Here is an 18,971-nt window from a genome sequence, read left to right as displayed (position 1 = left end):
CCCCTCAGTCCCATTCCAGGCCGCCGCGCCGCCAGACGTACGCGTAGGCGACGAAGACGGTGAGCACGAAGAGCAGCATCTCCACGAGCCCGAAAACACCCAGGGCGTCGAAGGTGACGGCCCAGGGGTAGAGGAAGACGATCTCGATGTCGAAGACGATGAAGAGCATCGCCGTCAGGTAGTACTTGATCGGGAAACGCCCGCCGCCGGCCGGCGTGGGGGTCGGCTCGATTCCGCACTCGTAGGCTTCGAGCCTGGCGCGGTTGTACCGCTTCGGACCGATCAGCGTGGCCATGACCACGGAGAAGATCGCAAAGCCTGCCCCGAGGGCTCCCAGTACGAGGATGGGCGCATACGCGTTCACCGCTCCTCGCTCCTCTCAGTCGGCACTGACTGGTGGCGGTTCGACCGGGCCCACTCGCCTCTTCCGTCACACGAACCCCGCACGTCCCGGGCGAAGATCGCGAACATGTGAAGCAGGTCACAAGCCCAGCTGCCTCGCATCTTATGCCCGTCGCTCTGTGATCTGCGACACGGGGTATTACACAAGCTTTGTGATCTCCACCACCTGACGATCGATCATGAAGTCGGATGAGTGGTGATCTTCGCACTCGAAGCGTTCAGCTGATCACGAGAGGTGACATTTTCGACCGTCCGCGCAGGCGGGAGAGGGTTTCGAGCGGGCGTCTCTATATCAAGAGGGTTCCTCTGCATGCAAATTCGCGGTGGACGGACCGCGCTGATAGAGGACCGCGTTCACACCTGAGAGGGAGGCGCGGGAGGTGATGTGGACGCGTGCACACGTTCACGAACTCGGGCGGGCTCGACCCGCGCACGAGACGCACCCCTACCGGTAACCGTTCCGTGACCTCCGCCACATTGATGAGAGGCCCCTGAGAACCAGGCTTGGCCAATCATCTCAACCGATGGTAGGTCGGGGGCAATTCGGACGTTATGGCGAAAGAACGTGATCACAGGTGTGATCACAGGCGCCCGCAATGTCCGTTACGGCGTCAATAAAGAATGACACGCACAGGATTCACGGCCCCGATTGAACAACTGTGGCGCAGCACACGTTTCTTGAAGATATGAAGGAGCCCCTGGTACCGGTTGTTCCCATGTCCCACACCGCTCACATACGCAGCCACCGGAAACCCCGCCGCAGCGCGACGACGAACATCGCCGTGCGCGCCGGAGTTGCCAGTGGCGTCCTCGGCATGGCAGCGGCGGGCGCGGCCTCGGCGAGTGCCGCCGAACCCGTGACGCAGACGCTCGAACTGCCCATCCTCACGGCCGATGTGGCCACCCAGGTGGCCCAGTCCGCCGACGCCACGCAGCAGGCCGCCGCGAACTACTCGCTCCAGGCCGAGCGCGACGCGGCCGCCGCAAAGGCCGCCAAGCAGGCCAAGTCGGACCTCGCTGAGGCCAAGAAGAAGGCCGAGGCCAAGAAGAAGGCGGAGGAGGCCCGCAAGGAGGCCGCTGAGCGCGCCGCCTCGCGCAGCGCCGAGCGGACCACGCTCAGCGCCACCACCACGTCCTCCAGCGCCTCCACGAGCACGTCCACGGCGACCGGTTCGGCCGCCGCTGTGGTCGCCTTCGTGAAGGCGCAGATCGGCGACGCCTACGTCTCCGGCGGCACGGGCCCCAACTCGTGGGACTGCTCGGGTCTCGTGCAGGCCGCCTTCAAGTCGGTCGGCGTCAGCCTGCCGCGCGTCTCCCAGGACCAGTCGACGCAGGGCACCCAGGTCTCGCTGAGTAACCTCCAGCCCGGCGACATCCTCTACTGGGGCAGCGCCGGCAGCGCGTACCACGTGGCCGTGTACGTGGGCGACGGCATGTTCGTGGGCGCGCAGAACCCCTCCAGCGGCGTCGGGGAGCACCCGCTGGACTACGACCCGCCGACCGGCGCGGTGCGGGTGCTCTGACAACAAGGGCAACCCGAGACAAGCCGAGGCAACTCGGGCATCGCACAAGCACGGTAGGGCCGCAGCCGCTCGGGGGCAGCGGCCCTTCCGGCACGCCCGCCCCGCGAAGGCCGCCCGCGGCCGCCCTGCGGCGGGCCGCCCCCTACGGCGGGTCACCCCCCGCCGCGAGACGCCCTGCCGCGAGTCGTCCCGCTGCGGGCCGCCCTTCTCCCGGTTTTCCACAGGCCCCCCCGCCAGGGTTTTCCACAGGCCCGCCCGCGATCCGGTGACTCCTGGGATTCTCGATGCATGCCGCTCTCACGGAGCGGCCCGAGACCCGAGAAGGGGACACCGCGATGCCACGCGTCTTCGTCCAGGGCAACCCCCTGGACCACTACCCCCGTCACGCCCCCGAGGCCCGGCGCGGTTCGGTGCGCCGGATCACCGAGACCGGCGAGGAAGTCCTGCACAAGCCGTGCCGGGACGTCACGGAGTTCGGACCCGACCTCGCCGCACTCATCGACGACATGTTCCTCACCATGTACATCGCCGATGGAGCCGGTCTCGCGGCCAACCAAGTCGGGGTCGACTTGAGGCTGTTCGTGTACGACTGCCCCGATGACGACGGTGTCCGACATGTCGGTCACATCGTCAACCCCGTGCTGGAGACACCGGACCCGGCCGGGCGACGGCTGCTCGACGACAGCGAGGGCTGCCTGTCGGTACCGGGTGCCGTCATGGACGTACCGCGCCCGGACCGGGCGGTCGTGCACGGGCAGGACAAGGACGGCAATCCGCTCACCCTTGAGGGAACGGGGTATTTCGCCCGCTGCCTCGCGCACGAGACCGACCATGTGAACGGACGCGTGTTTCTCGACCGGCTCTCGGGGCGGGACCGGAAGGAGGCACTGCGGCAGGTGGCGGCCCGGCGGGAGGAGGTCTACGCCCGCAGAGCCGCCAACATCGAGGCGCTCACCTCGTAGCGGCGCCCACCTCGTACCGGCAGTCACCCCGTAGTGGCGCTCACGCCTTCGGGGCCACCTTGCTCAGGCCGTTGATGATGCGGTCCATCGCGTCGCCGCCGGTCGGGTCGGTGAGGTTCGCCAGGAGCTTCAGGGTGAACTTCATCAGCAGCGGGTGGGTCAGGCCGCGCTGGGCCGCGATCTGCATGACCTTCGGGTTGCCGATGAGCTTCACGAAGGCGCGGCCCAGCGTGTAGTAGCCGCCGTAGGTGTCCTTGAGGACCTGCGGGTAGCGCAGCAGGGCCGTCTCGCGCTGGCCGGGCGTGGCCCGCGCGTGCGCCTGGACGATGACGTCGGCGGCGATCTGGCCGGACTCCATGGCGTAGGCGATGCCCTCACCGTTGAAGGGGTTCACCAGGCCGCCGGCGTCGCCGACGAGGAGCAGGCCGCGCGTGTAGTGGGGCTGGCGGTTGAAGGCCATGGGGAGGGCCGCGCCGCGGATCGGGCCGGTCATGTTCTCGGGGGTGTAGCCCCAGTCCGCGGGCATGGAGGCGCACCAGGCCTTGAGGACCTCGCGCCAGTCCAGTTCCTTGAAGGAGTCGGAGGTGTTCAGGACACCCAGGCCGACGTTGGAGGTGCCGTCGCCCATGCCGAAGATCCAGCCGTAGCCGGGCAGCAGGCGGTCCTGGGGGCCGCGGCGGTCCCAGAGTTCCAGCCAGGACTCCAGGTAGTCGTCCTCGTGACGGGGGGAGGTGAAGTAGGTCCGGACGGCCACGCCCATCGGGCGGTCCTCGCGGCGGTGCAGGCCCATCGCGAGGGAGAGGCGGGTGGAGTTGCCGTCGGCGGCCACGACGAGCGGCGCGTGGAAGGTGACTTCGCGCTTCTCCTCACCGAGCTTGGCGTGCACACCGGTGATCCGCCCGGTGCGGTCGTCGATGATCGGGGCGCCGACGTTGCAGCGCTCGAAGAGGCGGGCGCCCGCCTTCTGCGCCTGGCGGGCGAGCCGTTCGTCGAAGTCGTCGCGTTTGCGGACCAGGCCGTAGTCGGGGAAGGAGGCGAGATCCGGCCAGTCAAGCTGGAGGCGGGTGCCGCCGCCGACGATGCGCAGACCCTTGTTGCGCAGCCAGCCGGCCTCCTCGGAGATGTCGACGCCCATGGCGACCAGCTGCTTCACCGCGCGTGGGGTGAGTCCGTCGCCGCACACCTTCTCGCGCGGGAACTCGGTCTTCTCCAGCAGGAGCACGTCCAGACCGGACTTGGCGAGATGGTACGCCGTCGTGGAGCCGGCTGGCCCCGCGCCGACGACGATGACATCGGCGGTGTTTTCGGAGAGGGGCTCGGTCACGGCGGGGGCTCCCCAAGGCTCGAAATCTGCGTGCCGACCGGCACTGGACATGGGCAGTCTATTCAGCGGTACTGATCACCCGGCTGAAGGGCTGCCCCTGTGAACCGAGCTCTCCCCGCGGTACGGCTGCGTGTACCCACGCACGAAGACGCGTTCGCCTGGTACCGGGTCTTCGACGACCCGGACGTCATGGAGTTCCACGGCGGCCAATCCGCGGAGCTGTCGGTCTACGAGGAGCTCACCGCCCGGCAGCGCCGGCACGACGCGGAGTTCGGTTTCTGCCTGTGGACGATGGCCGACGAGTCCGGGCGGGTCGTCGGCTTCACCGGCGCCCAGCCGTGGCCGCGGGACTGGGGGCCCAGGGGCGAGATCGAGATCGGCTGGCGGCTCGGCCGGGAGCACTGGGGCCAGGGGTACGCGACGGCGGCGGCGCTGACGACGCTGGAGCGGCTGCGGGCGGCGGGCGTGCCGAAGGTGGTGGCGATGGTGCGGCCCGGGAACGAGCGGTCGGTCGCGGTCGCCCGGCGCCTCGGAATGGAGCTCGCGGAGACGTTCCCGCACCCGAGGCTCCAGGAGGACACGCTCTGTTTCCGGCTCGACCTGCGGGATGATAACGCAGAGTAACGATCTGTTACAGAAAGACACCTGGCGCTTCCGGGTGCCATATGCCGGGGGTTACCCTTCCAGTACCGCTGGGGGTGACATCTGTGCATATAACACCCAAAACACCCGAAGTGCGCGTACCGCGGCTGGTCGGACTGATGGCCGTGGACGCGCGCGAGACCGCCCAGGCGCGGGGGCTGTTCCTCAACGCGCCGGACCGGCCGGACTTCCATCTCGCCGTCGTCGACTACGTCGTACGCCAGTTCCCGCAGCCCGGTGCCGAGGTGCCGCGGGACTCGATGGTGTACGTGTGGTTCGACTTCGGTGAGGGCGAGGGCGGCGGAGGCGTGCGCGAGCCACGCATCCCACGGCCACCGACGGGCGGTCTGCAACGGGAGCTGGACCGGCCCGGTGACACCTTCGAGGTGATCGGCGGGTGACGCCCGGGACGGGACTCAGGCCTCCCGGAAGCGGGCTCAGGCCTCCTTGAAGCCCCGGTGCAGGGCGACGACCCCGCCGGTGAGGTTGCGCCAGGCCACCTTCGACCAGCCCGCCTCGCGCAGCCGTCCGGCCAGCGCGGGCTGGTCGGGCCAGGCGCGGATGGACTCGGCGAGGTAGACGTAGGCGTCCGGGTTGGAGGAGACCGCGCGGGCGACCGGCGGCAGCGCGCGCATCAGGTACTCGGTGTAGACGGTCCGGAAGGGCGCCCAGGTGGGGTGCGAGAACTCGCAGATCACCACCCGGCCGCCGGGCCGCGTCACCCGGTACATCTCCCGCAGGGCCGCGTCGGTGTCCTGGACGTTGCGCAGGCCGAAGGAGATCGTGACGGCGTCGAAGGTGTCGTCCCTGAAGGGCAGCCGGGTGGCGTCCCCGGCGGTGAAGGGCATCCAGGCGGTGCGCCGCTTGCCGACCTGGAGCATGCCGAGGGAGAAGTCGCAGGGCACGACGTAGGCGCCGGCCTGGACGAACGGCTGGGAGGAGGTGCCCGTGCCGGCCGCCAGGTCGAGGATCTTCTGCGCGGGCCGCGCGTCGACCGCCCGGGCGACCTCCTTCCGCCAGTGCCGGTCCTGGCCGAGCGACAGCACGTCGTTGGTCAGGTCGTACCGTTCCGCCACGTCGTCGAACATCGAGGCGACTTCGTGCGGCTGCTTGTTCAGGGAGGCGCGGGTCACCTCGCCATTCTTGCAGCCCGCCGTCACGGCAGAAGCCGGGGCTTCTTCTTCGCCGCCACGTCCTCCACCCAGCCGCACAGCAGGATGAACACGGCGATCAGGATCCAGCCGACGCCGAACATGAACCACTGGCTGTCCAGCGGGAGCCACTTCTCGAACGCGGGCACGTTCCACATCTGGTCGATCAGCGGAACCGCCAGGATCAGCGCGATCTCGTGCCAGAGGTAGATCGTCACCGCGCGGGCGTTGAAGACGGTGACCGTGCGGTCCAGCCGCCGGAAGCGGGTCAGCCAGGCGAAGTCGATCCTGAAGTACGCCTTCGCCCACATCAGCAGCAGCACGAACCCGGCCGACCAGAAGGCCTGCGCGAGGGGGTTCTCGTCCAGGTCGTAGGTCCCGAAGTCGGCCTGGTGCGAGAAGGCGTACCAGCCGCCGTACCCCATCGCGGCGAGCGAGGCGACGACCACCAGGGCCGGCTTCATCCGCTGGAGCACGCCGTCGCGGTGGGCGAAGCCGAGGATCCAGCAGAAGAGGTACGTCGACAGGTCCCACAGGGCGCTGCCGAGCCGGTTGTCCGGGCCGGACCAGACGAAATTCAGGATCAGGATCGGGACGAGGGAGAGGACGAGGACCGGGACGGGCGCCTTGCGGAAGATCCACAGCAGGGCCGGGGAGAGGAGCACGAACCAGAGGTACGTCCGCAGGTACCAGAGGATCTCCCAGGCCTGCTCGCCCCACGCGTTGCCCGGCGGGTCGCCGAGCGGCACGACCCAGTAGACGATCTGCCAGCCCGGCATCCAGTCGTGGACCAGCATCGCCAGCACGACGAAGAGGCCCCAGAACCAGAACGGCGGGAGGAGACGGCGCAGCCGGCTCTTGACCACCTTCAGCGCCGGACGCTCCAGGGACTTCGCCATCAGCGTGCCGGCCAGGCCGAACATGATGCCCATGGACGGGAACACCATGCCGCACCAGGCCCAGCCGAAGGTGTGGTAGGTGACGACACGGATCAGGGCGACCGCGCGGAGGGTGTCGAAGTAGCGGTCCCTGCCCGGGGGCTTGGGCTGCGGATCGGGAGCGGGTGCCGGTCCCTCGGCACGAGGCTCGGACTCGGGCCTGGGCTCGGGCTCCGGCTCCACCGCCGGAAGCGGGGCCGTCTGCTCCGCCACCGGGGCGGGCCCGTACTCGACGTACTGCTGTTGCTGCGGATACGGCTGTTGCGCGTACTGCTGCTGACCGTAGCCGCCGTGGTCGTAGCCGTAGCCGTAGCCCTGCTGGTACGGGTTCTGCTGCTGGTCCCAGGTCATCAGCCGCTCACTCCCGCCGGGGTGCCTACCTCGCCGGTGCGCTTGAGTTTCTGCCAGCGCAGGCGGCCGCCGGTGAGGGCGGTGATGCAGGAGTGGATGAGGACGAGGTACATCATCTGACGGTAGGCCAGCTGCTGGAGGGGCATCATCAGGAGGTAGCGGTACCGCTCCTTGTCCAGCCGGAACGCGTAGGCCGCGCAGCCCAGTTGGATGCCGAGGACCGCCAGCCAGGCCAGCAGGGCCGCCTCGAAGTCGACGAAGATCATGGAGTAGACCGTGAAGACGTCGATGAGCGGGGCGAAGACGGGCGTGACGATCTGGAAGAGCACCACCAGCGGCATGCCGACCCGGCCGAAGCGGCCCGAGGGGCCCTTGTCCGTCAGGGACTTGCGGTGCTTCCACAGGGCCTGCATGGTGCCGTACGACCAGCGGTAGCGCTGGGACCACAGCTGCTTGAGCGAAGCGGGCGCCTCGGTCCAGGCCTTGGCGTGCTCCTGGTAGACGACCCGCCAGCCCGCGCGGTGCATGGCGATGGTGATGTCGGTGTCCTCGGCGAGGGTGTCCTCGCTCATCCCGCCGACCTCCAGCACCGCCTCGCGGCGGAACGCGCCGATCGCGCCGGGGATCGTCGGCATGCAGCGCAACAGGTCGTACATACGGCGGTCCAGGTTGAAGCCCATCACGTACTCGATGTGCTGCCAGGCACCGATGATCGTGTTGCGGTTGCCGACCTTGGCGTTGCCGGCGACCGCGCCGACCTCGGGGTCGGCGAAGGGCTGCACGAGGTGTCGTACCGTCTCCGGTTCGAAGACCGTGTCGCCGTCCATCATCACGACGATGTCGTAACTGGCGCTGCGGACGCCGTTGTTGAGGGCGGCCGGTTTGCCGGCGTTCTCCTGGCGGATGACCCGGACGTTGGCCATACCGAGCTTGTCGGCGGCGGCGCGGGCGATCTCCGAGGTGCCGTCCGTGGAACCGTCGTCGACGACGATGACCTCGATCGGGTGCGTGCTCTGCGCCAGCGACTCCAGGGTGTTGGCGATGCACTCCTTCTCGTTGTACGCCGGGACGATCACGCTCACCGGTCCGGTGACCGTCGGCCCCCAGCTGAACCGGCGTTTGTTGCGCAGCCGGTAGTGGCGGCGGGCGATGAGCAGCATCATGCCGAAGCGGCCCATGACCGCGACGCCGACGACGAAGAGCAGGACCGACAGCACCGGCAGCGCCCATTCGGCGATCGCGACCGCCACGAGGAGCGCCTTGCCCTCGTAGAGGGTCATACCGGTGGCGGTGCGGTGGGCCGCCTGGAGGCCGGTGGTGAGGGAGTTGCGGTTGCTGTTGCCGTTTCCTGTGCCCGTGCCCGTGCCCGTGTTCGGGGTGTTCTCGCCGTTCGGGGCGGTTCCGCCGGGCGGGGTGCCGGTACCGGTGCCGTTTCCGCCGGCGTTGCCGGTGCCGGAGCCCGTTCCGGTGCCGGTGAGGGCGCCGGCCTCGGCGACTCTGGTGGCGGCCGTGCCTCCGGTGCTCCCGGTACCCCCGGTGCCACCGGCCGTCGTGGCGGACCGCCCGTTGCCCGTGCCCTGCTTCTGGATGACACCGCTGATGGTGGTGAAGGTGTAGCCCTTCGCCTTCATCTTCTTGATGTACTGCGGCAGCGCCTTGATGGTCTGCGAGCGCTCGCCACCGGCGTCGTGGAAGAGCACCGAGGCGCCCTTGTTCTTCTTCGGCGTGGCCCAGTTGATGATCTTGGAGACGCCCGGCTTCTTCCAGTCGTCGCTGTCGGTGTCGACGAAGACGCTGGTGTAGCCCTCCTTGCCGAGCTTCTGGTAGACGGGCCAGCTGTAGTTGTCGATGGCGTCCGTCTCCGAGGAGTACGGCGCCCGGAACAGGGTCGTCGTGATCCCGGCCGCGCCCGCGAGCGCGAGCTGGGTCTGCTGCATCTCGCGGTTGGTCCGGGCGTCGCTCTGGTACGACAGGTCGACGTGCGTGAAGGTGTGGATGCCCACCTCGTTGCCCTGCTCGACCATGGTCTTCACGATGCTCGGGTAGCGCGACACCATCGAGCCGACCAGGAAGAACGTGGCCGGGATGTCGTACTGGTCGAGGATCTTGAGGACCTGCGGGGTGTAGGTCGGGTTCGGGCCGTCGTCGAAGGTGAGCGCGATGGTCTTGGAGGGGACCGAGACCGTGGTCGCCTGGCCGCCCCGGAAGGTGAGGATCGGGCCGCCGTCGAGGACCTTGTCCGGCACCTTGCTGGAGCTGGCGCCGGTACGGACCCGCTGGTCGCCGCCGACCTCTGCGCGCAGATAGCCGTCGAGCAGCATCACGCAGGTCAGCGCCAGCAGGAGCAGCAGGGCGAGGATGACACGTGGTTTCTGCAGCGCCGCGGCCCGGCCGGCCGCCCGCTCGATGCGGGAGGGGGCGCGCCTGCGGCCGCGCGAGGAGGTCGGTGTAGTCATGGGAAAAGGGCCTGCGTTCCGATCAGTTGGCAGCGGCGGACGCGGATTCGGATGCGGATGCCGACGGGGTGGCGACCGTCGAGGGCGGCGCCGACGGGCGGCCGCTGGGCAGGCCGGCCTGACGGCCGATGCCGCCCTGCGGGCGCTCGCCGCCGGGGGCGTTGCCCGCGCGTGCGAAGCCGGGGATCAGCGAGTCCGGGGTGAGCGAGGTGCCCCAGCCCATGAAGGCGGCGCCGAGCACGCCCGTGTAGGCGAGGCAGACGACGCCGAGGAGAAGGCCGACGCGGCGCAGCAGCTTGGACCGGCGTCCCGAGGAGTCGACGAACACGGGCCCCTCGGCAGACCCGTTGCCTTGTTTGCGGCGGCGACCGCGCCCGGCGGCGCGGCTTTCGATGGCAGGCTCGGATTGCATATCCCGAGATATTAGGGAGCCTTTATGTGACCGCCTTCGGAGTTCTTGTGAGGCGCCCATGAGAAACGCCTTAACCTGTCTTTTCACTGAGAGATTCTGTGAACACCTGCGGAGACCGCCGGGGAGGGGAAACTTACTCAACGCCCCTTTTGTGGCGCCCCATTCGCCCGATACACACCCTTCATTCCATGAGTTTTCTATGTATCGATCGAACCGTTGAACACCATGTATGTGTGAGACGTTTTCCTTTCGAATCAGGGTTTGTTTCGACTCTGAGACACAAATCACGAGAGCGGGTGCATCTTAATGCGGGGTTTCCTGAGGCCGGCCGCTGGGCTTACCTGCCTGTTTGCCATGGCAGTGACGGGTTGCTCCTCGGGCTCCGACGGCACGTCGGACGCGGCGCCCGCACCGTCGAAGCGGAGTTCGGCCTCGCCGAGCGCGACCGACGAGTCCGACACATCGGGCACATCAGGCACATCCGATACGTCGAGTACGTCCTACGCTCCTTACGTCAGCGCGACGGAGGCCGCCGACACGGACGACGCGGGCTCGCCGTCGGCGTACAACCTGGCCTTCGTGATCTCCGGCGGCAGCAGCTGCACACCGAAGTGGAACGGGACGACCGCGATCGGCAGTTCGGCCGTGAAGTCCCGCATCTCCCAGCTGAAGCAGGACGGCGCGTCGGTCCGGGTGTCCTTCGGCGGGGCCTCGGGCAAGGAGCTCGCGACGACCTGCTCCAGCGCCTCGAAGCTCGCCGCGGCGTACGGCGCCGCGCTGGACGCCGCGGGCTCCACCCAGGCCGACTTCGACATCGAGGGCGACACGCTGACCGACTCCGACTCGGTCGCCCTGCGGTCGCAGGCGATCGCACAGCTCCAGAAGGAACGGCCCGACCTGGAGGTCACCTTCACCCTGCCCGTGATGCCGTCGGGGCTCGACTCCGACGGCCTCGCGCTGCTGGAGTCCGCGAACAAGTACGACGTGCAGGTCTCGACGGTCGACATCATGACCATGAACTACGGCGAGTCGTACGACGGGGACATGGGCGGCTACGCGGTCACCTCGGCGAAGGCCACGCACACGCAGCTGAAGAAGGTGTTCGGGCTGTCCGACGTGGGGGCGTGGGGCGGGATGGCGCTGACCTCGATGATCGGGGTGAACGACGTGGACGGGGAGACGCTCACGTTGTCGGACGCGGCCGACGTGCGGACCTTCGCGGAGGAGAACGGGATCGCCTGGGTCTCGATGTGGTCGACGTTCCGGGACCAGCAGTGCGAGAGCGGGAGTTCGGGGGATGACGACGCCGCGACCAACTGCAGTGGTGTCAGCCAGAGTTCGGGGGCGTTCGCGAAGGCGTTCGCGGGCTGAGCGGCGTCTGCTCCGCTACTTCCGTCTGTGGACGAGTCGTCCCGCGCAGACGGTCGCGAGGCACGCCTCCGTCTCGTCGAACACGGCCAGGTCGGCTCTGGCTGTCTCGACGAGCCGTGCGGGGCGCGGTGCGGAGACCACGGAGACGTCGTTGCGTTCCGCCGCCGCCCGGAGTCCGGGTGAGTCGACGTACGCCTCCAGGACCACCACCGCTCCCAGCTTCAGCACGGCGTGCACGCGCTCGCGCGGGCTGGGGGCGTCCGGCAGGGGGCCGTCGTGGAGCCGGGCGGGGCCGAGGGACCCCGGCCACCGGCGTACCCGCGCCTGCGGGAACCGCTCGCGCAGCTCCTCGTACGTCCCCACGGCACCGATCCGGTCCTGTACGACCACCACGGCGCCGTTCTCGATCGGATCGGAGTCCCAGGCGACGAAGACCCGGTCCGCCGTGTGAATCGTCTCCACGGCCCGGTCAGTTGGAGGTGAGGAGCTTCAACTCCGGGTGCGCCGTGCCGCCCTCGATCGCCGTCGACGAGATGTGCGACATCACCCGCTCGTCCACGGGGTCGTTCGCCGGGTCGTCGTGGACGACCAGGTGCTCGTACGTCGTCGCGCGCTGTGCCGGGACACGGCCCGCCTTGCGGATCAGGTCGATGATCTCCAGGCGGTTGGAGCGGTGCTTGGCGCCGGCCGACGAGACGACGTTCTCCTCCAGCATGATCGAGCCGAGGTCGTCGGCGCCGTAGTGGAGCGAGAGCTGGCCGACCTCCTTGCCGGTCGTCAGCCAGGAGCCCTGGATGTGGGCGACGTTGTCGAGGAAGACCCGGGCGATCGCGATCATCCGCAGGTACTCGAAGAGGGTCGCCTGCGTGCGGCCCTTCAGATGGTTGTTCTCGGGCTGGTAGGTGTACGGGATGAAGGCGCGGAAGCCGCCCGTGCGGTCCTGGACGTCCCGGATCATCCGCAGGTGCTCGATGCGCTCGGCGTTGGTCTCGCCGGTGCCCATGAGCATCGTGGACGTGGACTCCACGCCCAGCTTGTGCGCCGCCTCCATGATCTCCAGCCAGCGCTCGCCGCTCTCCTTGAGGGGCGCGATGGCCTTGCGGGGGCGCGCGGGCAGGAGTTCCGCGCCGGCGCCCGCGAAGGAGTCGAGGCCGGCCTCGTGGATGCGGGTGATGGCCTCTTCGACCGAGACGCCGGAGATCCGGGCCATGTGCTCGACCTCGGACGCCCCCAGGCTGTGGATCACCAGCTGCGGGAACGCGTCCTTGATCGCCTTGAAGTTCTGCTCGTAGTACTCGACGCCGAAGTCGGGGTGGTGGCCGCCCTGGAACATGATCTGGGTGCCGCCCAGCTCGATCGTCTCCGCGCACCGGCGCAGGATGTCGTCGAGGTCCCGGGTCCAGCCCTTGGCCTTGTCCTTGGGGGCCGCGTAGAAGGCGCAGAACTTGCACGCCGTGACGCACACGTTCGTGTAGTTGATGTTCCGCTCGATGATGTACGTCGCGATGTGCTCGGTACCCGCGTACCTGCGGCGGCGTACGGCGTCGGCGGCGGCACCCAGCGCGTGCAGGGGCGCGTCGCGGTAGAGGGCGAGCGCCTCTTCCGGGGTGATCCGCCCACCGGCGGCGGCACGGTCGAGGACAGACTGGAGGTCGGCCTTCTCGGTCACCAGGGCGTCCCTTTCGTCAAGGGTTGTGGACAGACCCGGCCAGCCTACGCCAGCCGCTACGGCAGGTCCGCCTCGGTACGGCCGAGGAGGATCCGGTCGAAGAGGGCACCGCCGCCGTCCGTGCGCACGGCGAGCTGGGTGATCTTCATCAGGTCCGGGTCCTGTGCCCACAGGGTCCACAGGTCCAGGCGCACCACACTCCAGTCGGCCGGGACCTGCCCGACCGAGTGCTCGGTCAGCAGCGTGGGGGCCGGCGGCCAGTGGGAGATCCCGGCGTTCACGCCGAAGACCCGGCCGTCGTTGCGCGAGCCGTCCCCGATCCGCAGGCCGATGCCCGTGGTCTCGGGGCCGAGCGCCTTCCAGGCGAACTGGAGATGGCGGTACTCGCCCGGAAGGCTCGGATGTTCCACGATCTTGAAGTCCCAGTCGTGCATCGAGTAGCCGAAGGCGGCATAACTGGCGGGGTACTGGCCGCCCGGCAGCGGCCCCGGCACCCGCAGGCACCTGGTGCTGCCGGAGTACGCGCCGCCCTCCTGGATCTCGACGCCCCTGCCGCCGATCAGCAGGTCGTGTACGTCGTCCTCGCGGTCGTCGAAGAGGACGGCGACGGGGTTGTTCTCCACCACGTCACGGTGGGAGGGGCCCAGGACCCGGCCGTGGAAGACCAGTTCACCGAACCGGAGGTTGCCCGCCGGCCAGGTGCCGCCGCCGGTCGTGACGAACCGGAAGCGTCCCGAGCGCAGGTCGACGTCGTGGCTGTGCACGGCCCGGTCGGACAGCAGCATCGGGCCGTCCCGCCAGACGGCGTTCCGGGCGTCCCACCACTGGAGCAGCACGTCACGCATCCAGGACTCGGGGTGCGCGGGGTCCTCGGCGACGGTGACACCGGTCAGCTCCAGCTGGGAGCGGAACGTGTCCAGGGTGAGCACGAAGCGCTGGTCCGAGCCGCGGGCGCCGAGACCGCCGAGGAGCGTCGGATGCAGCCATGGCTCGGCGGGCGGAGTGGCACTGCCGTCGGTCAGGAGTGCGAAGGCCTCGGGCTTCGGACCCATGTCGTACTCGGGGTTGACCATCCTCATGGTGAAGATGGCGTGGGTGTCCGCGAGGAGGTTGGGGGTCAGGTCGTACGGCTCGGAGCGCGCGTTGCCCCAGTCCGTCCTGCGCACCACGGGCACCGGGTCGGGGGCCGTCAGCTTGGCACGGATGTCCGTCTCCTCCGGGGCCAGCCGGGTCCGCCAGCGCTCCTCGAGATCGGCGCCGTACCGGACGACTGTGCCCATCCAGGTGGCGGCGAGCAGATCGCCGTCCGGCAGCCAGGCCGGCACCGGGAGCGCCCGCAGGTCGGTGGCGGTCAGCAGGGTGCCGTCGCGCCGCAGCACGGACAGCGTGCCCAGCTCGCTGCCGACGGCGATCCGGGTCCCGTCGGGCGAGACGCGCGGGCGGCGCAGGAAGTCGTCCCCGGTGTGGGTCCACAGCAGGCCGGCCGTGGTGTCGTAGGCCCTCAGCTGGTTGCCGGTGGTGACCGCGAGGAGGGAGCCGTCGGCGGAGACGGCCAGCTCGGCGGCCGCGGTGGGCAGGGTGGTGACGAGGGCTCCGTCGCGGATCACGTACACGCGGCCGCCGTCGGCCTCCGACGCGATCACCGCCGTACGGCGGTCGCCGCTGACCGCTCCCGCGCCGAAGGCCCCGCCGAAGCTCGCGCCGACGGCGGTGGGGATCGTCCACAGGGTGGTGCCGTCCGCCGCCGAGCGGCCGGTGATGGTGTTGTCGGCGTAGGTGATCAGGGTGTCCTCGTCGAGGGCGAGGAGGCGAAGCGGCGTGCGGCGGTTCTCCGTCCACCAGGAATCCGCCCACTTCTCGTCGCCCTGGTCGTCCCACACGGCGAGACCCAGGTCGCCGGAGGTGGCGATCCAGGAACCGCCGGGCGCCACCGCGAAGTTGTTCAGGCCGTAGTCGTACCCCCATTCCGGCTTGGACCAGTCGGTGGCCTTCTTGGGCAGGCCGAACAGGGCGAACCGGCGCTGCGGTCGGCCGGCGGGGTCCAGCACGTAGAGGTGGTAGCCCTCCGGGGAGTTCAGGTCGAAGCCCTGGACGGCGAAGCCGTCGGGGCGGGCGGTGGGGCCGTAGGCGAAGTGGTGGCCGAGGCGCCGGCGCCAGCGGGTGCGGCCGGTGGCGAGGTCGAGGCCGTAGAGGTTGTGGTCCCAGTCGAAGGTGTTGAGGGCCGCGGTACTGCCGTCGGCGGCGACCGCGATGTCCCTGACGTGCGGGCCGAATCCGTCCTCCGAGGCGGTCGGCAGCGGGGTGTGCAGCAGCGGGACGATCGCGTAGAGGCGGGCCGGTACGGTGCGCAGGTCCGCCGTGAAGGTGCCGCCGAGCAGCGAGACCGGCTTGCCGGTGAGCACGTCGACGACCTGGTGCAGGGCGGGCAGTCGTACCGTCAGCTTCGCCCGCACGGGCAGGCGTTGGGCGCACAGCAGCCCGACGCGCCAGGCGGTCCCCGGTTCCCAGTCCGGCATGGTGTTGTTGACGGCCCAGATGTAGGTGGTGTCCCCGGCCGTCCATTCGCTGAGCAGCACCTCCGGGTTGTCGCACTCGGCGACCGGGGGGACGGCGAGCAGCACCTCGGCGAGGGCGGCGCCCTGGGCGAGGAAGACCTTGCGGAGCCGGAAGTAGGCGGTGTCGTCGTTCTGCACGGTCCGCTCGAGGAGCGGCTGGACGTGGTCGAAGCCGATGCCCAGCGGATGGAAGTCCGCGGCGATGCCGGTGTGGCAGGTGGCGTCGGCGTACACCGTGACCTTGCCCGCCGGCGCCGGAGGGTCGGCGTGTACGGCCTTCAGGGCCTCCGCCAGCCGTGGCTCAGGGTCGACGCGCTGGCCCACGAGCAGGACCGCCTGGTAGCCGCGCAGCACATCGGCGGTGACGTCCTCGCTGTGGACGAAGGAGGCGGGCCGGCCGGCGTACAGGCAGGCGCTGTACGCCTCGTATAGCCGGGCGAAGTAACGGCTGAGGGTCCACCCGTCGAACCGCTCCAGGCGCTGCATGCGGGTGGAGACGACGATCGCGACCCGGTTGGCGCTCTCGGCGCCCGCGACGGCCGGGCCGAGGCGGCCGATCAGGTCGAACGCGGCGCGCTGGACGGAGGTCTTGCCCGCTCCGCCGGAGCGCGGCTCGCCGCGTTTGGGGCCGCTGCCGCCGGTCCGTTCGGCGTAGGCGGCCACGCCCTCGGTCTGGCGGACGCCCTCGTCGGGGACCAGGCCGGTGCCGTCCGGGCCGCGCAGCATCTGCTGGAACAGGGTCGGCAGGATCATTCCGCCGGTGCCGTCGTCGTTGGTCAGCTCCGGGTGGCCCCACACCGGTTTGCCGGGCCGCCGCAGGAAGTCGACCATGTGGGCGGTGGCCAGCGGGATCTGGATCTGCTCGCCCTGATAGTGCAGATCGACCTCGTCGGCCTCGGCGAACAGCGGCGCGGGCGGGGTCTGCACCGCGTAGTAGGGCCTGGTCAGCGCGCTGGTCAGGCCGGGCGCCACCGTGTTCAGGGTCTCGCGGAACTCGGCGGCCTCCGCCGGTTTGCGTCCGACGGTCCGGTCGGTCACGGTGTCGAGCACGGGTGCCCAGGTCCGGCCGCCATGGTCGATGGCGTTCACGGCGTCCGTGAACTCCTGCTTCTCCTGGGCGCCCGACGCGTCGGCCACGCCCACGGGGCCGTTCCACCAGTTGGCGCCCCAGGTCCAGCCGCGGAACGCGGCATAGACGCCCAGCCGGCCGGTGACCCTGGTGAGGTCGCTCTTGAGCGTGGGCAGTGTGCGGTTCTCGTAGTTCCCCGGCCAGTCGAGCGGCAGGAAGGTGTCGTTGACGTGGAGGACGGCCTGTTCCTCGATGCCGTGTGCGCCGTATCCGGCGATGACCCGGCGGCCCACGTCCTCCAGGCCGGCCTTGAGCGGGTGGACCGCGATCGGGGAGGCCGCGAGCCGTCCGGCGAGGTCGGTGCCGGTGTCGGCCGCGTTGTCCGTCTCGAAGGTGGCGGGCCAGCCGCTCGCGCCGAGCCGGTCGACAGCGAGGTTGAGGCCGAGCGCCCGGACCCGGTTCAGGTGGGCCTGGACCAGGTCCGGGAGGTCCGCGTAGCCCGGCAGCGCGCTGCTGACCGGGTTCGTGGCCCTCGCGCGCGGGTCGACGGGGAAGCAGGCGTGGTTGGGGGCGTAGATGTCGGTGTACAGGGTGAGGTGGAAGCCCGGCCTGCGGGTCAGGCCCGGCCCGATGTCGAGGTACTGGGGGGCGACGGTGAAGGTGAGGCCGGTCGGCGGCTCGGCGTCGACGGCATACCGTCCGGGCTCCAGGGTGCCGGTGTACTCCGCGTCGATGTCCAGCCGGCCGCTGCCCGTGCCGTCCAGGTCGACCTTCCACTCCCGCAGTGCCGCGCCGTCCCGGGTCAGCACGGCCCGTACGGCGGTCGGCAGCGGTACCCCCGGGCCCACCCGGGCCCGGACCGTGACGGTGACGGCCTCGCCGCGCCCGTAGTGGAGGCGGTTGACGTTGACCGGAGGGAGGGGATCGCCGTGCTCGTCCTTGTCGATCCGGCAGCTCATCAGGGACAGCGAGCCCTGTACGGTCCCGGCCGGGCGGATCTCCACGGTGCCGTCCACGACGTACTCGGACAGCTGTCCGGCGACATCGGGCGACACCCGTACCTGGTAGAGGCCCCGCGCGTCGGCCGGCGGGGTCACCGCGCCGCCGGTCAGCGGGAGTTCGGTGAACTCGGGGACGCCGAGGGGGCGCAGCCAGACCCGGAAGCGCGGCCGGTTCGGCCAGCGGCCCGGGGTGTGGGTGACGGTCAGGGGCATCGGCCGGCCGGCGGTCCACACATCGGAGTCGTACTCCACGGTGAGGCGCTCGACGTCGGCTTCCACGCGTGTGGCGTCCGTGCCACCGGCGGTGTCGTACACCTCGAACAGATAGCGGGGGTCGTTCCGCTTGACGTAGTACCTGCCCTCGCGGAGCCGCAGGTGCTGCACCTCGTAGCCGTCGCCGGGCAGCCCGATCGCGCCGTCCGTCTTCTGCCCGTCCGGCTGGTAGATCCGCAGCGGCTGCCGGCCCGTGCCCTTGAGGATCACATGGAGGTCGCCGTCCTCGGTCGTGTCGAAGCCGCCGTAGAGGTCGCCCGAGACCTTGACCTGGTCGGACCAGAGGCACCTGCCGGCGAGGTCGCTGGCGCAGACGAACCCCTCCGGGCTGTCCTTCTTCGGCCATGCGGTGTAGATGCGCCCGGCGTGCTCCGCCACCCGCAGGCCGACCGCGCCACCGGCCGAGACGGCCTCGGCCGGGAGGCCGGTAAGGGGGATCTCCTGGTCCAGGGTGCCGTCGGGCAGCAGCCTGAGCACGCGCCGCCGATGCTGGTCGAGGACGTAGAAGACGCCGGACTCCGCCGCCTCCAGGCCCGAGGGCGAGGTGTAGCCGAGGGTGTCGTCACCGGCGAAGTCGTCGTAGTGGCCGAGTTCGTTGAGCTCCTTGTCGTAGAAGACGACCCGGTGCTGGAAGTGGTGCTCCGCGATCGCGATCACCCCGGCCGCGTCGGCCGTGGCGAGCAGCGCGGCGGCGCCGGCCCGGGTGAAGCGCTGGTGCGTACCGTCCGGCGCCAGGCGCAGCAGCCGGCCGTCGGGGCTGCCCCCGACGACCAGATAGATGTTCTTGTCCCGGCCGTAGCCCAACTTCAGGTTCGGCACGTCGAAGACGGGGTTGTACCGGACACGATCTGCTCGATCTTCCGTACGCCCAT

The 18,971-nt window shown here is 69.9% G+C and carries 14 protein-coding genes; 5 read left to right on the top strand and 9 right to left on the bottom strand.

The genetic code is table 11. The features are described from left to right. Positions 1-4: 4 nt before the first annotated feature. The gene (locus tag ACGFZQ_RS05420; RefSeq protein ID WP_086791863.1) at positions 5-364 is read right to left on the bottom strand and encodes an NADH-quinone oxidoreductase subunit A; all 360 of its coding nucleotides are present in this window, start codon (positions 362-364) and stop codon (positions 5-7) included. A 754-nt stretch (positions 365-1,118) separates the two neighbouring features. Here ACGFZQ_RS05420 and ACGFZQ_RS05415 point away from each other — a divergent pair. Beyond that, positions 1,119-1,925, top strand: coding sequence for a C40 family peptidase (locus tag ACGFZQ_RS05415; RefSeq protein ID WP_351740871.1), 807 nt, complete (start codon positions 1,119-1,121; stop codon positions 1,923-1,925). Between the two features lie 335 nt (positions 1,926-2,260). After that, on the top strand, positions 2,261-2,887 hold the full coding sequence (gene def, locus ACGFZQ_RS05410; RefSeq protein WP_393839291.1) for a peptide deformylase: 627 nt from the start codon (positions 2,261-2,263) through the stop codon (positions 2,885-2,887). 40 nt (positions 2,888-2,927) lie between these two features. Here def and ACGFZQ_RS05405 read toward each other — a convergent pair whose 3' ends face one another. Beyond that, positions 2,928-4,262: a geranylgeranyl reductase family protein gene (locus tag ACGFZQ_RS05405; protein WP_393839290.1), complete on the bottom strand. Its 1,335-nt coding sequence runs from the start codon at positions 4,260-4,262 to the stop codon at positions 2,928-2,930. A 48-nt stretch (positions 4,263-4,310) separates the two neighbouring features. On the opposite strand from ACGFZQ_RS05405, the gene ACGFZQ_RS05400 reads away from it, so the two are divergent. Both ACGFZQ_RS05400 and ACGFZQ_RS05395 read left to right on the top strand, forming a co-directional pair. Next, on the top strand, positions 4,311-4,835 hold the full coding sequence (locus ACGFZQ_RS05400; RefSeq protein ID WP_393839289.1) for a GNAT family N-acetyltransferase: 525 nt from the start codon (positions 4,311-4,313) through the stop codon (positions 4,833-4,835). A gap of 110 nt (positions 4,836-4,945) precedes the next feature. Then, positions 4,946-5,254: a PASTA domain-containing protein gene (locus ACGFZQ_RS05395; RefSeq protein WP_351740881.1), complete on the top strand. Its 309-nt coding sequence runs from the start codon at positions 4,946-4,948 to the stop codon at positions 5,252-5,254. 36 nt (positions 5,255-5,290) lie between these two features. On the opposite strand, the gene ACGFZQ_RS05390 is transcribed toward ACGFZQ_RS05395, so the two are convergent. Genes ACGFZQ_RS05390 through ACGFZQ_RS05375 form a run of 4 tightly spaced genes read right to left on the bottom strand, consistent with a single transcriptional unit; the run spans position 5,291 to position 10,161 of the window. Next, complete coding sequence (locus ACGFZQ_RS05390) at positions 5,291-5,986, bottom strand: demethylmenaquinone methyltransferase (protein ID WP_351740884.1); 696 nt, start codon at positions 5,984-5,986, stop codon at positions 5,291-5,293. A 23-nt stretch (positions 5,987-6,009) separates the two neighbouring features. Continuing rightward, positions 6,010-7,293 carry an acyltransferase gene (locus tag ACGFZQ_RS05385; protein ID WP_393839288.1) on the bottom strand — a complete coding sequence of 428 codons (1,284 nt, stop codon included), beginning with the start codon at positions 7,291-7,293 and terminating at the stop codon, positions 6,010-6,012. Then, positions 7,293-9,749 (bottom strand): bifunctional polysaccharide deacetylase/glycosyltransferase family 2 protein, encoded by a 2,457-nt coding sequence (locus tag ACGFZQ_RS05380; RefSeq protein ID WP_393839287.1) that lies wholly within the window; start codon positions 9,747-9,749, stop codon positions 7,293-7,295. The genes ACGFZQ_RS05385 and ACGFZQ_RS05380 overlap by 1 nt, the downstream gene beginning before the upstream one ends. A gap of 22 nt (positions 9,750-9,771) precedes the next feature. Then, a complete protein-coding gene (locus ACGFZQ_RS05375; protein WP_351740893.1) occupies positions 9,772-10,161 on the bottom strand; it encodes a hypothetical protein in 390 nt (129 codons plus the stop codon). Between the two features lie 306 nt (positions 10,162-10,467). Between ACGFZQ_RS05375 and ACGFZQ_RS05370 the strand changes: the two genes are divergently transcribed. Then, positions 10,468-11,532 (top strand): chitinase, encoded by a 1,065-nt coding sequence (locus ACGFZQ_RS05370; RefSeq protein WP_393839286.1) that lies wholly within the window; start codon positions 10,468-10,470, stop codon positions 11,530-11,532. Positions 11,533-11,547: 15 nt separating this feature from the next. On the opposite strand, the gene ACGFZQ_RS05365 is transcribed toward ACGFZQ_RS05370, so the two are convergent. The 3 genes from ACGFZQ_RS05365 to ACGFZQ_RS05355 are packed head-to-tail and all read right to left on the bottom strand — an operon-like array spanning position 11,548 to position 18,918. Beyond that, positions 11,548-11,994: a hypothetical protein gene (locus ACGFZQ_RS05365; RefSeq protein WP_393839285.1), complete on the bottom strand. Its 447-nt coding sequence runs from the start codon at positions 11,992-11,994 to the stop codon at positions 11,548-11,550. A 7-nt stretch (positions 11,995-12,001) separates the two neighbouring features. Further along, positions 12,002-13,201, bottom strand: a complete 1,200-nt coding sequence (gene mqnC, locus ACGFZQ_RS05360; protein ID WP_393839284.1) for a cyclic dehypoxanthinyl futalosine synthase — start codon at positions 13,199-13,201, stop codon at positions 12,002-12,004. Between the two features lie 56 nt (positions 13,202-13,257). Further along, the gene (locus ACGFZQ_RS05355) at positions 13,258-18,918 is read right to left on the bottom strand and encodes a hypothetical protein (protein WP_393839283.1); all 5,661 of its coding nucleotides are present in this window, start codon (positions 18,916-18,918) and stop codon (positions 13,258-13,260) included. Positions 18,919-18,971: the final 53 nt, after the last annotated feature.

Source organism: Streptomyces sp. NPDC048254 (assembly GCF_043201895.1).
In the GTDB taxonomy this organism is placed as follows: Bacteria; Actinomycetota; Actinomycetes; order Streptomycetales; family Streptomycetaceae; genus Streptomyces.
This window is presented reverse-complemented; position numbering and strand designations above follow the sequence as displayed.